This is a genomic window from Salinisphaera orenii subsp. orenii MK-B5, assembly GCF_003788635.1.
Taxonomy (GTDB): domain Bacteria; phylum Pseudomonadota; class Gammaproteobacteria; order Nevskiales; family Salinisphaeraceae; genus Salinisphaera; species Salinisphaera orenii.
On sequence record NZ_AYKH01000044.1, the window covers coordinates 69205 to 84185 of the forward strand.

Here is a 14981-nt window from a genome sequence, read left to right on the forward strand (position 1 = left end):
TCGGTCGCTGCGCTAGATTCATCGCATGAGGATGCTCGCCACCGTCGTCGTCGCTGTCCTGTGCGCCACGGGCGCCGCCCACGCCGACATCTACACCTGGGTCGGCGCCGACGGCGTGCGCCATTACAGCGATACCCCGGACAGCAGTCGAGCCGAGCGCGCCGACCTGCCGGGCATCCAGAATGTCGAGGGCGATCCCGACGCGCTGCAGCGGCTGCAGGACGAGTTCCAGGCCGGCCGAGCCCGGGGCGAGCCCCCCGATTCACGCCGGCCCGAGCTGGTTCGGCCCGAGGCCGGGCGGACCTTCCGTAACGCTCGCGGCGTCGTGCCGATAGCGCTGACCATCGGCGGCGGAGCCGATCTGCGCGACGGCGAACAGATCACCTATTATCTGGACGGCAGCCCGATCCCGGAGTCGCCCACCGACGAGACCCGCCTGGAACTGGCCAACGTCGCCCGCGGCACGCACACGCTCAGCGCCGCACTGCTCTACGAGGGTCGGGAACTGCGTCGAACCGAGCCGGTGACCTTCTATGTCCAACCGCCCGCCGCGATATCGCCGCTCAATCCGGACTCGCAGAACGGGGGCGGTGACGACCGCGGCGAGAATCTCGACGGGGTTGCGACCGCGCCGCCGGCGGGTAACGCCGACGGCGCGCCGGCCGCACCGCGATTCACGCCGGGCAGCGGCGGTGCGCCGTCGGCGCCGAGGTAGCGCGTACCCCGGCTGCGGCGCGGCCGGCACCGGCGTATGTTGTAGGCCGCACATACTGGCCCGAGTCTTGCTTCTGCAGTGGCCATGACACCTCGCGACAGTACCGGTATCCGCCCCGACACCATCCTCGACAATCTCAAGACGGCGGTGGTGTGTCTGGACCACCGCATGCGCGTCACCTACCTCAACACCGCCAGCGAGATGCTGTTCGGGGTCTCGGCGCGCCACTGCGGGCGCGAACCGTTCGACAAGGCGCTGCCCTACCTCGCGGATCACCGCGAAAAGCTCGCCAGCGCACTGGCCGAAGGCGCGGCCTTCACCGAGCGGGAGCTGCATCTGCGCGCCGGCGGTGGCGAACCGCTGACCGTGGACTGCACAGTCACGCCCTTCACCGACCGCAACGGCGAAGCGGCCCTGCTGCTGGAATTCCTGTCGCTGGATCGCCAGCTGCGGATCTCCCGCGACGATCAGATGCGCATCCAGAATCTGGCCAACCGCGAGATGATCCGGGGGCTGGCCCACGAGATCAAGAATCCGCTCGGTGGGCTGCGGGGCGCGGCCCAGCTGCTCGAGCGCGAGATCGGCGATGACGAGCTCAAGGAGTTCACCGCCGTCATCATCCGCGAGGCCGATCGGCTGCAGAACCTGGTCGACGGTCTGCTCGGGCCGCGCCGGCCGCCGAACAAGCAGGCGATCAACATCCACGAGCCGCTGGAACACGTGCGCGCGCTGGTCGGTGCCGACCTGAGCGCCGACGTCGCCCTGGTGCGCGACTACGATCCGAGCATTCCCGAGATCGAGGCCGACCGCGAGCAGCTCATCCAGACGTTCTTCAACGTGGTCGGCAACGCCGTGACCGCGCTCGACGGCTCCGGCGAAATCATGCTGCGTACCCGGACCCAGCGCCTGTTCACCATCGGCGGCGTGCAGCATCGGCTGGTGCTCCGGGTGGACGTCATCGACAACGGGCCGGGCATCCCCGCCGACCTGCTGCCGCGCATCTTCCATCCGATGGTCAGCTCGCGGGCCGAGGGCACGGGCATGGGCCTGCCGATCGCGCAGTATCTGGTGCATCTGCACCAGGGCCTGATCGAGTGCGAAAGCCGCCCGGGCCAGACCGTGTTCAGCGTATTTCTGCCTTTGGAGGCGATTGATGAGTGATCTGAAGGCCTGGATCGTGGACGACGACGAGTCGATCCGCTGGGTCCTCGAGCGCGCGTTGAAGAGTGCCGGCATCGAGGTCACCAGTTTTCCCGGCGGCGCCGAGCTGCTCGACGCCATCGACGACAGCGCGCCCGACGTGCTGCTTACCGATATCCGCATGCCGGGCATCTCCGGACTGGATCTGCTCGACCGGGTCAACGAGATCCGCCCGGATCTGCCGATCATCATCATGACCGCGCATTCGGATCTGGACAGCGCGGTCTCGGCCTATCGCGGCGGCGCCTTCGAGTATTTGCCCAAGCCGTTCGACCTCGACGAAGCGGTGGAATTGGTCACCCGGGCCGCCCATATCAGCGGTGAATCCGGCGAGGCCGCCCAGCGCTCGGCGGCGGCGGAATCGATCATCATCGGCGAGGCGCCGGCGATGCAGGAGGTCTTTCGCGCCATCGGCCGGTTGTCGGCCTCCCACATCACGGTGCTGATCACCGGCGAGTCCGGTACCGGCAAGGAGCTGGTCGCACACGCCCTGCACGAGCACAGCCCGCGAGGGGCGCATCCGTTCATCGCGGTCAACACCGCCGCGATCCCCAAGGATCTGATGGAATCCGAGTTCTTCGGTCATGAAAAGGGGGCCTTCACGGGTGCCGTCGCCCAGCGCCGCGGCCGCTTCGAACAGGCCCATGGCGGCTCGCTGTTTCTCGACGAGATCGGCGAGATGCCGGCCGACCTGCAGACGCGCCTGCTGCGCGTGCTCCAGGACGGCCAGTTCTACCGTGTCGGCGGCCACAGCCCGGTGTCGGTGGACGTGCGCATCATCGCCGCGACCAACCGGGATCTCGAAGCGGAAGTGAAGAAAGGCCGTTTCCGCGAGGATCTGTTCCACCGCCTCAACGTCATCCGCCTGCGGGTGCCGCCGCTGCGCGAGCGCCGCGAGGACATCCCGCTGCTGCTCGACTTCTTTCTCGGCCGCGCGGCCACCGAACTGCAGATGGAGTCCAAGACGCTCAGCGCCGCGGCCCGGGATCATCTGTCCACGCTGGACTGGGCCGGCAACGTCCGCCAGCTGGAGAACCTCTGTCGCTGGCTCACGGTGATGGCGCCCGGCCGCGAGGTCGTGCCCGAGGATCTGCCACACGAGCTGCGCGGCCACGTCGACACGACCGAGGGCCCCGCGGCGGTCCCGGGGCCGGGGGAGACCGCGACGCCGCCGCCCCCGACTGCGACGCCCGCGGCGGGCGTGACCACGACCGGCGGCTGGGACGAGCAGCTCGCCCACTGGGCCGAGCACCGGCTGGCCGAGGGTGCGGATCATCTGCTCGACGAGGCGATCCCGAGCCTGGAGCGGGTCATGATCCGGACCGCGCTCGCGCGCACCGACGGCCATCGCCAGGAAGCCGCTCGCCTGCTCGGCTGGGGGCGCAATACCCTGACCCGCAAGATCAAGGAGCTCGGCATGGACGCCGAGGCGGGCTAGCGTCTAGCCGCCGCGATCGGGCGGATTCGTGCCGGTTTCACCCGCATCGCGGTCGTGCAGACGCCGCGTGTTCGGCGGTCGGCCGGTGATCAGGCGGTCGCCGGTGCGGCGGGTGAAGTATTTCCACACCCACTGCAGCATCACCCGAAGCCGGCGCTCGCTGCCGATCAGCGCGTAGATGTGGACGAGCACCCAGAGCAGCCAGGCCGAGAAACCGGACACGGTCATCCACGGTAGATTGCCCACCGCACGGTTGCGGCCGATCACGGCCATGCTGCCCTGGTCCCGGAAGGCGAAATCGCGCACCGGCTTGCCGGCGGCCCGGCGCTTGAGCAGACGGGCGACGTATTCGCCCTGCTGGATCGCGGCCGGCGCCAGCCCCGGCACGGCCCGACCGCGGCGATCGGTGGCCGCGGCTAGGTCGCCGATGACGAAGATCTCCGGATAGCCGGGCAGTGACAGATCGGGGGCCACACGCAGCCGGCCGCCGCGCTCCGGGCGCGTGCCGGTGCGCTCGGCCAGGATCTCGCCGAAGACCGAGGCGCGCACACCGGCGGCCCAGAGCACCGTGTGCGAGGCCACACGCCGCTCGCCGTCCGGCCCTTTCATGACCACCCCGTCGCCGTCGATGTCGGAGACCAGGGTGTCGGTCACGATCTCGACGCCGAGTTCGGCGAGCATCGCCTCGGCCTTGCGCGAGAGTTTCTCCGGATAGACCGGCAGCACGCGGCTCGCGCCCTCCACCAGCATGATGCGGGCCGACTGCGGGTCGATGGCACGGAAGTCGTCGACCATGGTGCGATGAGCGAGTTCGGCGATCGCACCGGCCAGCTCCACCCCGGTGGGTCCGGCGCCGACGATGACGAAGTTCAGCCAGGGCGCGCGTTCGTCCCTGTCGCTGGTAAGCTCGGCGGTCTCGAAGGCATGGAAGATCCGGCGGCGCATGCGCAGCGCGTGTTCCACCGTCTTCAGGCCCGGGGCGTCGGCGGCCCACTGGTCGTTGCCGAAATAGGCGTGCTTGACGCCGGTGGCCACGATCAGCGTGTCGTAGGTGAGCGTACCCGCCTCGTGACGGATCGTCCGGCGCGCCGGGTCGATGTCGTAGACGGTGCTCATGAGCGTGCGCACGTTCTTCTTGCGCCGCAGCGTCACGCGGTGCGGCGTACAGACGTCGCCGGTGGTCAGCATGCCGGCGGCGACCTGGTAGAGCAGAGGCTGGAAGGTATGGAAGTTGCGCTTGTCGAGCAGGGTCACGTCGAAGCCGGTGGCGCCGAGCTTGCGGGCGGCGAACAGGCCGCCGAAGCCGCCACCGACGATGACCACGCGGTGGCGTTCGTTATTGTTATGGCTGGTTTCAGTCATGCTTTCCCCCGTGAAGCAGCACCGCTGAGCTTAGCAAGAAAGCGGCGCGTCCCCGCGCCGCGACGGGGCCCGGCATGTGCCTGATCGCCTTCGCCTGGCAGCGTCACCCGCGCTGGCCGCTGCTGGTGGCGGCCAACCGCGACGAGTTCCACGCCCGGCCCACACGGTCGGCGACGTGGTGGCGGCATCCCCGCGGCCTGTTCGCCGGGCTGGACGAGCGCGGCGGCGGCAGCTGGTGCGGCGTCGACCGGCGGGGACGTTTCGCGGCCGTGACCAACGTCCGCGGCAGCACCCCGGCGGCGGCCGACGCCCGTTCCCGCGGCCTGCTCGTGCGCGGCTACTTCGAGCAGACCGCGGGGGCGGCCGTCTGGGCGCGGCACATCCACGCCGAGGGCGCGGCGTTCGGGCCCTTCAATCTGCTGGTCGGTGACCGCGATGCGTTGTGGTTCGTCTCCAACCGCGGCCCGGTGCGCCACCGGCCGCTGCGGCCCGGGATCCATGCGATCTCCAACGGCCACTGGGGCGATCACTGGCCGAAGACCGAACGCGCGCAGTCGCAGCTCGGCGAGTGCGTTGCCGCGGACGACGTCGAGCCGCCGACGCTGTTCGAGCTGCTCGCCGACACCGACGGCGCCCCGGATGCCGCCCTGCCGGATACCGGCATCGGGACCGAGCGCGAACGCTTTCTCTCGCCGTTGTTCATCGCCGGTGCCGCCTACGGCACGCGGGCCTCGACGGTGATCCGCCGGTGCGTTGACGACCGGATCGAGTTTCACGAACGCAGCTTCGACGCCACGGGCACGGTCACCGACCGCGTCGACGAACACTGGACGATGACCCGGGAGACACCGACATGAGCGAGATCCGCGCCTACGGCAGCTGGCCGTCGCCGATACGGGCCGCGCACGTGGCCGCCGCCGGCCGTCGCTTCACCGATCTGGCGGTCGATCCGGCCGCCCCGGCGGGCGAAGGCCTCTACTGGCTGGAAAGCCGACCGGCGGAAGCCGGCCGCAACACCATCATGCGCCGGACGGCGGACGGCGGGGTCGAATCGCTGCTCGCCGCGCCCACGGGCGCGCGCAGTGCGGTGCACGAATACGGGGGCGGCGCGTTCACCGTGCACGCCGGCGTGGTCTGGTTCGTCGATGCAGCGGATCAGGCGATCCGACAGCGCGATACGACGGGCGCGCTCCGCGCGGTGACCGACCCCGCCGCCGGCGTGAACCACGCCGACCTGCAGTACGACGCCGTCCGGGGCCGGCTGATCGCGGTGGTCGAGACCCCGCGCGGCGAGACCGAGCCCAGGGCCACGATCGAGGCGATCACGCTCGAGGGCGAGCGCACGGTGATCGCCGAGGGCCACGACTTCTACGCCAGCCCGCGGCTGTCGCCCGACGGCTCGCGTCTCGTCTGGCTGGCCTGGAGTCACCCGGACATGCCCTGGGACGCGACCGAACTGTGGCAGGCCGAACTGGCCGCCGACGGCGGTATCGGCGCGCCCCGCTGTCTGTGGGCGCCCGCGGACGCCTCGCTGTTCGGGCCGCTGTTCGACCCCGCCGGCCGGCTCTACATCGTCTGCGACGCCGACGACTGGTGGAACATCCACCGCGAGACCGCGACCGGCTTCGAAGCCCTCACCCGCGAGCGCGCGGAGTTCGGCCAGCCGCAGTGGGTGTTCGGCCAGAGCACCTGTGCCTTCGCCGACGACGGCACGCTCTACGCCCTGGCCACGCGGGACGGCATCTGGCAGCTCGGCCGCGTGGACACGGTCAGCGGCGCGTTCACCCCGCTGCCCACGGTCGCCGATTTCTTCGAGCATCTGCACGTGCTCGGCGAGCGGCCGGTCGCGGTCGCGGCGAACGCGGCCATGCCGAAGCAGATCCTCGCCTTCGCGGCCGACGGCACCCCCGAGGTCCTGCGTGCCGGCGACGGCCTGCCGGACACCGCCGTACTCTCCCGGCCCGAGGCCGTGACCTGGCCCACCGCCGATGGCGACGTCGCCCACGGCCTGTTCTATCCCCCGGCCAGCGCGGACAGCGTCGGTCCGGCGGACGAGCGGCCGCCGCTCATTCTCAAGTGTCACGGCGGGCCGACCGGGGCGACCAGTACGGCGCTGGATGCGCGCATCCAGTACTGGACGTCGCGCGGCTACGCCCTGCTGGACGTCAACTATCGCGGCAGTACCGGCTATGGCCGCGCCTACCGCGGCAAACTGGGCGGCGCCTGGGGCATCGCCGACGTCGAGGACTGCGTGCACGGCGCGCGTTATCTGGCCGAACGTGACGCCATCGACGCCGATCGTGTGCTGATATCGGGCAGCAGCGCGGGCGGCTACACGGTCCTCTGCGTGCTCACCTTCACTGACATCGCCGCCGCCGGGGCCAGCTATTACGGCATCGGCGATCTGACACGTCTGATGGCCTCGACGCACAAGTTCGAGTCCCGCTATCTCAAGCGCCTGATCGGCGAGGAGGAATCCCTGCTGGTCGCGCGCTCGCCGCTGGCGCATGCCGACCGCCTGAGCTGTCCGGTGCTGTTCCTTCAGGGGCTCAGGGACCGGGTGGTGCCGCCGGATCAGGCCGAGACCATGGCCCGGGCGCTGGCCGATCGCGGCGTGCCGGTCGCCCACGTGACCTTCCCGGAAGAGCGCCACGGCTTCCGCGACGCCGACAACATCGTCCACGCGATCGAGGCCGAGCGCAGCTTCTACAGTCGCGTGCTCGCCATACCCGCCGCCGAGCCTCCGATCGAGCTCACGATCGCGAACGTCGACGACCTCGGGGCATCGGCGACCGGCCCTCGCACGTAAACACATGTCCGGCACATGTTTTGGGTCGCGGCCCGCGCGTCGGCTAAGCTGGAACGCCTCGCGCGAGCCCGGCGCGTCGGGCCGGTTCACCAGGGCGGATCGTTTTTGACGGGGTTGGCGATGACACAAACCGATTGCGCGCGGTGGATATGCTGAAGCCGTGCCGCACGGGCCGGCGCCTGCGCCACGCCTCGCTGTGGCTGGGCATCGCGGCGGGCGCCGGACTCGGCGTCGTGCTCATCGCGCCCGCGTTCGCGGATACCGTGAACGTGCGCATCGAGGGTCTGGACGATCCGCTGCGGGCCAATGTGCGCAAGTCGCTGTCGGTCGCCGCCGCGCACGAGGAACCCTGGTCGGAGCGCCAGATCGAGCGCCTCTACCGGCTTGCGCCCAACGAGATCCGAAACGCGCTCGCGCCGTACGGCTATTACAACCCCGAGATCGACAACACGCTGACCGAGGCCGAGGGCGAGACCGGCGCCTGGCAGGCGGCGTTCGACATCGAGCACGGACCACCGACGAAGGTGACGCGGCTCAACCTGGGGGTGCGCGGGCCGGGCGACGAGTTTCCGGATGTGCGCGAGGCGCTGGCGAACACCCGGCTGGCCGAAGGCGAACGTTTGATTCACGCCGATTATTCGGCCACCAAGTCGGCGCTCTACAACGCCGCCTACGATGCCGGGTATCTCGACGCCCGTTTTCCGGAGGCCGCGATCCGGGTGAATCCTGAGGACAACACGGCCGAAATCGACCTCGTCCTGTACACCGGTGAGCGCTACTACTTCGGCGATGTCCATATCGAGCAGGACATTCTCGACGACGACTTCGCCGACCGCTTCGTGCCGATCCAGCCCGGGGACCCGTTCAACGCCGAACGGCTGATCGACACCCAGCTGATCCTGTCGGACACCGACTACTTCGACAAGCTCGAGATCCAGGCCGATCGCAACGCCGCCGAGCGCGCCGCGCCGGTGCAGAACTGGTTCTACGACCTGCTGTATCCGCCCCAGGATCCGCTCATGTCCATCGGTCAGCTGCGAGTGCCGGTCAACGTCGAGGCCTCGCCGAGCAAGCCGCAGAGCTACACGATATCCGGCGGCTACGGCACCGACACCGGGCCGCGCGTCGGTTTCGGCGTGCGTTTTCGGCACCTGAACAGGCGCGGCCACCAGTTCCGCAGCGATCTGCGACTGTCGGCCGTCGAGCAGACCCTGCAGGCGGCCTACGACATTCCGATCGAGGACGTGGCCGAGGACCGGCTCAGCTTCATAGCCAACGTCTCGAATCAGGAGTTCGGCGACATCACCTCGATCAACTACGGCATCGGCGCGGTCCGCGATACCGGCTGGTCACTGGGGCGCAAGCGCGCCTACATCAATCTCGAGCGTGAGAGCTACGATCTGGGCGACGGCGCCGGCGACCGCAATGCGACCCTGCTCTATCCCGGCTACACGCTGACGCTGCAAAAAGCCGACGATCTGCTCAACACCCGCAAGGGCGTGAGCGCCTCACTGGACGTGCACGGCGCCAGCGAGGCGCTGCTGTCGAGCGTGGATTTCGTCCAGGCCAAGTTCACGGGCAACGCGGTGCTGCCGCTGACCTCGCGTTCGCGGCTGCTGCTGCGCACCGAACTCGGGGCCACCGAGGTCGACGACTTCGCCCGCCTGCCGCCCTCGCAGCGTTTCTTCGCCGGCGGCGACCGCAACGTGCGCGGCTACGGCTACCAGCAGATCAGCCCGGAGAACGGCGACGGCGAGAACATCGGCGGGCGCTATCTCGCGGTCGGCAGCATCGAGGCCGACTACCGCGTCTACAAGGATTACGGCGTGGCCGCCTTCTTCGACATGGGCGATGCCGCCAATACGACCAGCTTCGACTTCAAGCGCGGCGTGGGCATCGGCTTCCGCTGGGTCTCGCCGGTGGGCATGATCCGGCTGGATCTGGCGCATCCGCTGGACGACGAGGACAGCGACTTCCGCATCCACTTCAGCCTCGGCCCCGACCTGTGAGTGCGACGGGCGACAACCGGCCGGCGGACGGCAAGCCCGCCGCGCCCGAGCCGAAGAAGCGGCGACGGCGCGGGCGCCGGCTGTGGCGGGTCCTGAAGTGGACGCTGCTGGTGCTGCTGCTGCTCATCGTGGTCCTGGCCGGCCTCGTGGCCTGGGTCGCCGGGACCCGCTCCGGGCTGGATTTCGCCTGGGGCCAGATCGGCCCGCGCCTGCCCGAGGGCATCGAGGTGGCGAGCGTGTCCGGACGCCTGATCGGGCCGCTCGAGGTGCGCGGCGTGTCGGTCGAGACCGAGACCATGGACCTGTCCGTCGATGCGGTGGACCTGGACTGGACCGCGGCGGAACTGCTCTCGCGCACCGTGCATCTGAAGAATCTCGCCGTGCGCGGCGTGGATTACAAAGCGACCGGGGTCGCCGCCGAGGAACCGCAGCCCGAGTCCTCCGAGGAGCCTTTCTCCCTGCCCGAGGCCATCGACCTGCCCGTGGTGGTCCAGATCGACCGCGTCGCCCTCGACGACGTCTCGGCGACCACGGCGCCCGAGGCCGAGCCGTTCGTGCTCGATCGGGCGCGGCTGGTCAACGCCCGGCTGGACGAGACCGACTGGCGCATCGAGTCGCTGACCGGCACCGGGCCGATGTTCGATCTGGAGGCCGGCGCCCGGCTCACTCCGCGCGGCGGTTATGCCACCAATCTGGATCTCGACGCCACGCTGCGGCTGCCCGACCTGGCGCCGATCGAGGCCGAGGCCCGCCTGGAGGGCGAGCTCGCCGACCTCGATCTCGACGCCGCGGTGGCCGCCCCCTACAACCTGGACCTGACCGCCCATCTGGCCGATGCACTGAGCGCGCCCGCCGTCGACGCCCGGCTCATGCTGCAGGACGTGCGTACGCGTGCCATCCGCGAGGACCTGCCCGAGATCGGCGCGGACGCCACCGTCACCGCTAAGGGCCCGATCGACGCGCTGGCGGTGAACCTCGACGCGGCCGTCGACAGCGCCGACTACGGCCGCGCCAACCTGTCGACGGCGCTTGAGTACACCCCGGAGGCGGTGCACATCGACCGCCTGCGGCTGACCAGTCCGGACATGCCCGGCGAGCTTGGCGCCGAGGGGCGAATCGCCCTGTCCGAGGGCAACGCCATGGACGTGACCCTGGACTGGAGCCAATTGCAGTGGCCGCTGGCCGGGGCGCCGGCCTATCGTTCCGAACAGGGGCGCGTGACGCTCACCGGCGAGCTGACCGACTACGCCCTGGACACCGAACTGGCCTGGCAGGTGATCGGCCAGACCGAGGGTCGGCTCGCGCTCAACGGCACCGGGAGCATGGAGGCCTTCGAACTCGAGACCCTCGACGTCAGCGGCGGCCCGGGGGAGATCGGCGGCAACGCCAGCGTGCGCTGGGCGCCGGCGCTGGACGTCAGCGCGCATCTGGAAGGCAAGGGCATCAATCCCGGTGCGATCGTCGCCGATGTGCCCGGCGACTTCGACCTCGTGGCCGACGTGCGCGCACGCCAGGAGGGCGACCGTCTGACCGCCGACATCGATCGCCTGACCGCGGACGGGCGGCTGCGCGGCCAGCCGTTGGAGCTGGACGCCCGGGCCCGGTATCTGGGCGATCACGTGCAGGTCGAGCGCTTCCGCCTGGTGTCCGGCGCCACGACGGCAGAGATCAGCGGCCGCTTCGGCTGGACCCCCGAGGCCGCCCTCGACGGGCGCTGGTCGATCGACTCCAGCGATCTGTCCACGGCCTGGCCGACGCTGGCGGGCCGTATCAAGAGCAGCGGCCGGGTCACCGGCCGCGTGCAGGCGCCCAGCGTCGAGGCCACGCTCGACGCCGACGATATCGTCTTCGGCGAGAATCGCGTGGCCCGGGCCTCGCTGGACGCGCGCGTGGACTGGTCCGGCCGCAGCGCCTCCGAGGTGGCACTGGACGTCACCGGCGTCGATGCGGGCGGCCAGGCCATCGACCGGGTCGCGCTCATCCTGGACGGGACGCCCGCCGAGCACGCGCTCACCGCCGAGCTCGACAGCGACATCGCCCGTGCCGACATCGGCCTCGACGGCAGCCTGGACAAGGCGAGCATGGACTGGCGCTACACCCTGCAGCGGCTGCAGGCCGCCTATGGCGAGCTGGCGCCGTGGACCCTGGCCGGCTCCGCCTCGGGGCGCGTCTCGGCCGATGCCCAGTCGATCGAGGACGCCTGTCTGACCTCGGGCGAGGCGCGGCTGTGCCTGAGCGGGGCCAACGACGGCCAGGGCAGCCGCGCGCAGATTGAGCTCGCCGACCTCGCCTATGCGTACGCCCGGCCCTTCTTCCCGGAAGGGCTCGACGTGGACGGCGCGCTCTCGGGCCGTATCGAGGCCGCGCTGCCGGCCGGCGCCGAGCCCGACATCGACGCCCGGCTGACCACCAGCGGCGGCGCCGTGCGCATGACCCAGCCCGACGACAGCGTGGTCGAGGTGATCGACCTGGCCCCGGGCACGATCGACCTGCGCCTGGACAACAGTGCGCTCGACGCCGCCGTCGACCTGCCGCTGGTTGGCAGCGGCGGCCTGAACGCGGACGTCGGCGTCGAGCCCGGTTCGGCGCCGCTGACCGAGCGCGCGCTGGCCGGGCGGGTGACACTGGATATCCCGGATCTGGGCGTCATCGCCCGGCTGTCGCCGGAGGTGGACGAGTTCGCGGGCGGCATCTCGGGCGATCTCGGCATCGACGGCAGCATCGCCCGGCCCGATGTCCGCGGCGATCTGGCGCTGGAGGCATCGCGCATCGTGCTCGTCTCGCCCGGGCTCACGCTCACCGGCGTGCGCCTGGCCGCCACCGGCCGCGGCGACGTCATCGACATCGACGCGGCCGCCGAGTCCGGCGGCGGCACGCTGAGCGCCGACGGTGCGATCGCGCTCAACGACGACGGCCAGGACGTGAACCTGTCGATCCGCGGGGATCGGTTCCAGGTGGTCAACATCCCCGACGCCACCGCCTATGCCAGCCCGGACCTCGACATCGCGGTCACGCCGGAGCGCGTCGACGTCACCGGGAGCGTGACCGTGCCGGAAGCCTCGATCACCCCGCGCGACCTGCCGGAGTCCGGGGTGACCACGGTTTCCGGCGACCAGGTGATCGTCACCGAGGAAGCCGCCGGCGACAGCGCGGTCGCCCGCGCCGTGCATGCCGATGTCGAGGTCGTGCTCGGCGACGCGGTGCGCATCGAGGGCTTCGGGCTCACGGCCAACCTCGAGGGCAGCCTGCGGGTGGTGCAGGAGCCGGGCGATGTCACCACCGGTACCGGCGAGATCCGCATCGTCGACGGCGCCTATCGGGCCTACGGCCAGAATCTGGATATCCAGGAGGGCCGCATCCTGTTCGCCGGCGGGCCGGTGAGCCAGCCCGGACTGGACATCCGCGCCGCCCGCTATCCCGCGGAGGACATTACCGTGGGCGTGGAGGTCCGCGGCAGCATCGCGGATCCGCGCCTGACGCTGTTCTCGGAGCCCGGCATGGGTCAGTCCGAGCAGCTGTCGTGGCTGCTGCTCGGGCGGCCGCTGGACGGCGCTTCCGGTCAGGAGTCGAGCCTGGTGGCGCGCGCCGCGCTCGCGCTCGGCATGGACCGCGGCAACAACGTGCTCAAGGGCGTGGGCGACCGGCTCGGCGTGGACGAGATCGGCATCGGCAGCGGTGCGGGCCAGAGCAGCGACCAGGCCGCCTTCACGGTCGGCAAGTATCTCTCGCCCAATCTCTATGTCAGCTACGGCATCGGGCTGTTCCAGCCGGTGTCGACGGTATCGCTGCGCTATACCCTGAGTTCGCGCTGGCGCCTGGAGACCCAGTCGAGCAGCATCGCCTCGGGCGGCGACCTGATCTATTCGTTCGACCGCTGAAGCCCGGCCCGTGTCAACGGCGACTCGCGGGCGCGTCGGGCCGGCCGGCTACGCGCACGCCCAGCCGCGGGACCGGGCGGACACGGTGCAACACGGTCGGGCCCTGGGCCTTGCGTGCCGCCCGGGCCTGTCGTCGACGGCCGGGCCGGTGACCGCGCGGTTCAGCCGCGGGAGGGCGGCGGTGTCCGCCGGCCGCGCAGGCGATACACCGCGTAGCCGATCAGCGCCGCGGCGAGGACCACGACCACCAGGATCTGTTCCACGTCCTGGATATGGGCCAGCGCCTTCTGCACGGCATCGGCGAGATAGACGCCGATGGTGGTGATGGTGCCGACCCAGAGCAGGGTGCCGAGGCCGGCGAGCAGGAAGAACCGCCACGGCGAGACGCCGAGCGAGCCGAGCACGAAGGGGGTGACGTAGCGCAGGCCGTAGAGAAAGCGAAAGCCGATCATCACCGGCGCGCCGTAACGCTCGAGCAGCCGTTCCACGCGAGCGGTCTTGGCCCGCCAGCCCGGGCGGCGGTCGAGGGCCGGCCGGCCCATGCGGCGGCCGATGTGAAAGAAGAGGTTGTCGCCGAGCACGGTGCCCACGATCGCGGCCGCGGCCACGCCCTCGACGGTGAGCATGTCGCGCAGGGCGGCGAAGACGCCGATGAGGATCGAGGTCTCGCCCTCGAAAAAGCAGCCGATCGCCACGGCGATATAGCCGTATTGGCCGATCAGGTGGTGCAGGGTTTCGGTCATGGCCGGTTCAACCGCACAGCCGCTCGGAGAGCCAGCGGCCGATGGTCGCGATCTGGGGCAGGCAGACCTGGTGCTGCATCGGGTACTCGTGCCAGGCCACGTCGTAGCCGGCGTCGGTCAACGCGTCGCGGCTGTCGCGCCCGAGCGCGATCGGTACCACTGGGTCCTCGGTGCCGTGGGCCATCAGTATCGGCGTGTCGCGGTTGGCCGGCGCGGCCTCGGCGGCCAGCGTGTCCGCCAACGGTAGATAGGTCGAAAGGCCCATGACGCCGGCCAGGCGTTCGCCGTGACGCACCCCGGTGTGCAGCGCGATGGCCCCGCCCTGCGAGAAACCGGCGATGACGATGCGCTGGGTCGGAATCCCGCGCTCGATCTCGGCGGCGATCAGCGCCTCGATCTCGGCGGCGCTGGCGTGGATGCCCTCGGCGTCCTGCTTGTCGGCGATCGCCATGCCCTTGATGTCGTACCAGGCGCGCATCGGCATGCCGTTGTTGACCGTCACCGGCCGCGTCGGCGCGTTGGGGAACACGAAGCGGATGCCGTGATCCGCCGGCAGCCCCAGTTCGTCGACCACGGGGACGAAGTCGTTGCCGTCGGCGCCCAGGCCGTGCAGCCAGATGACGCTCGCGCGGGCATCCGTGTCGGGGGCGATCTCGATACAGTCGAGCATGATGGGGCCGGTTTCGAAGTGAGCCAGACGCGGGAGTCTGGCCAGCGGCGCTTACGCATGCAAGGAAATTTTGGTTGCGCATAAGGCCGGGCTATGCGATAGACTCCGGTATCCACGCCTTATACAACAATGTTCAGCGCCTCGCGGCGCGACAGCA

10 protein-coding genes are annotated in these 14981 nt (G+C 70.4%); 7 read left to right on the plus strand and 3 right to left on the minus strand.

Going from position 1 to position 14981, the window contains the following annotated elements; translation table 11 throughout:
* Positions 1 to 25 precede the first annotated feature (25 nt).
* From SAOR_RS16400 to glnG, 3 genes are all read left to right on the plus strand, one after another.
* A complete protein-coding gene (locus SAOR_RS16400) occupies positions 26 to 715 on the plus strand; it encodes a DUF4124 domain-containing protein (RefSeq protein ID WP_123632362.1) in 690 nt (229 codons plus the stop codon).
* A gap of 84 nt (positions 716 to 799) precedes the next feature.
* The gene (gene glnL / locus SAOR_RS16405) at positions 800 to 1876 is read left to right on the plus strand and encodes a nitrogen regulation protein NR(II) (protein WP_123632363.1); all 1077 of its coding nucleotides are present in this window, start codon (positions 800 to 802) and stop codon (positions 1874 to 1876) included.
* Complete coding sequence (gene glnG / locus SAOR_RS16410; protein ID WP_425472132.1) at positions 1866 to 3353, plus strand: nitrogen regulation protein NR(I); 1488 nt, start codon at positions 1866 to 1868, stop codon at positions 3351 to 3353. Before glnL ends, glnG begins: the two co-directional genes overlap by 11 nt.
* Before the next feature lie 3 nt (positions 3354 to 3356).
* Here glnG and SAOR_RS16415 read toward each other — a convergent pair whose 3' ends face one another.
* Positions 3357 to 4715 carry an NAD(P)/FAD-dependent oxidoreductase gene (locus tag SAOR_RS16415; RefSeq protein ID WP_123632365.1) on the minus strand — a complete coding sequence of 453 codons (1359 nt, stop codon included), beginning with the start codon at positions 4713 to 4715 and terminating at the stop codon, positions 3357 to 3359.
* Positions 4716 to 4789: 74 nt separating this feature from the next.
* Between SAOR_RS16415 and SAOR_RS16420 the strand changes: the two genes are divergently transcribed.
* The 4 genes from SAOR_RS16420 (at position 4790) to SAOR_RS16435 (ending at position 13411) form a co-directional block, all read left to right on the plus strand.
* Positions 4790 to 5572 (plus strand): NRDE family protein, encoded by a 783-nt coding sequence (locus tag SAOR_RS16420; protein ID WP_123632366.1) that lies wholly within the window; start codon positions 4790 to 4792, stop codon positions 5570 to 5572.
* Entirely contained in the window at positions 5569 to 7524 is a 1956-nt protein-coding gene (locus SAOR_RS16425; protein ID WP_123632367.1) for a S9 family peptidase, read from the plus strand. Before SAOR_RS16420 ends, SAOR_RS16425 begins: the two co-directional genes overlap by 4 nt.
* 149 nt (positions 7525 to 7673) lie before the next feature.
* The gene (locus SAOR_RS16430) at positions 7674 to 9533 is read left to right on the plus strand and encodes an autotransporter assembly complex protein TamA (protein ID WP_245965525.1); all 1860 of its coding nucleotides are present in this window, start codon (positions 7674 to 7676) and stop codon (positions 9531 to 9533) included.
* Positions 9530 to 13411, plus strand: coding sequence for a translocation/assembly module TamB domain-containing protein (locus tag SAOR_RS16435; RefSeq protein ID WP_123632369.1), 3882 nt, complete (start codon positions 9530 to 9532; stop codon positions 13409 to 13411). Before SAOR_RS16430 ends, SAOR_RS16435 begins: the two co-directional genes overlap by 4 nt.
* 161 nt (positions 13412 to 13572) lie before the next feature.
* Here SAOR_RS16435 and SAOR_RS16440 read toward each other — a convergent pair whose 3' ends face one another.
* Positions 13573 to 14154: a DedA family protein gene (locus SAOR_RS16440; RefSeq protein WP_123632370.1), complete on the minus strand. Its 582-nt coding sequence runs from the start codon at positions 14152 to 14154 to the stop codon at positions 13573 to 13575.
* 7 nt (positions 14155 to 14161) lie between these two features.
* Complete coding sequence (locus SAOR_RS16445; protein WP_123632371.1) at positions 14162 to 14824, minus strand: alpha/beta hydrolase; 663 nt, start codon at positions 14822 to 14824, stop codon at positions 14162 to 14164.
* Between the last annotated feature and the right edge of the window lie 157 nt (positions 14825 to 14981).

What these genes read in the sequence shown, in the direction of transcription:
- SAOR_RS16400 (WP_123632362.1), top strand. Translation starts at nt 26, where the DNA reads ATGAGGATGCTCGCCACCGTCGTCGTCGCTGTCCTGTGCGCCACGGGC.
- glnL (WP_123632363.1), top strand. Translation starts at nt 800, where the DNA reads ATGACACCTCGCGACAGTACCGGTATCCGCCCCGACACCATCCTCGAC.
- SAOR_RS16415 (WP_123632365.1), bottom strand. Translation starts at nt 4,715, where the DNA reads ATGACTGAAACCAGCCATAACAATAACGAACGCCACCGCGTGGTCATC.
- SAOR_RS16420 (WP_123632366.1), top strand. Translation starts at nt 4,790, where the DNA reads ATGTGCCTGATCGCCTTCGCCTGGCAGCGTCACCCGCGCTGGCCGCTG.
- SAOR_RS16425 (WP_123632367.1), top strand. Translation starts at nt 5,569, where the DNA reads ATGAGCGAGATCCGCGCCTACGGCAGCTGGCCGTCGCCGATACGGGCC.
- SAOR_RS16430 (WP_245965525.1), top strand. Translation starts at nt 7,674, where the DNA reads ATGCTGAAGCCGTGCCGCACGGGCCGGCGCCTGCGCCACGCCTCGCTG.
- SAOR_RS16440 (WP_123632370.1), bottom strand. Translation starts at nt 14,154, where the DNA reads ATGACCGAAACCCTGCACCACCTGATCGGCCAATACGGCTATATCGCC.
- SAOR_RS16445 (WP_123632371.1), bottom strand. Translation starts at nt 14,824, where the DNA reads ATGCTCGACTGTATCGAGATCGCCCCCGACACGGATGCCCGCGCGAGC.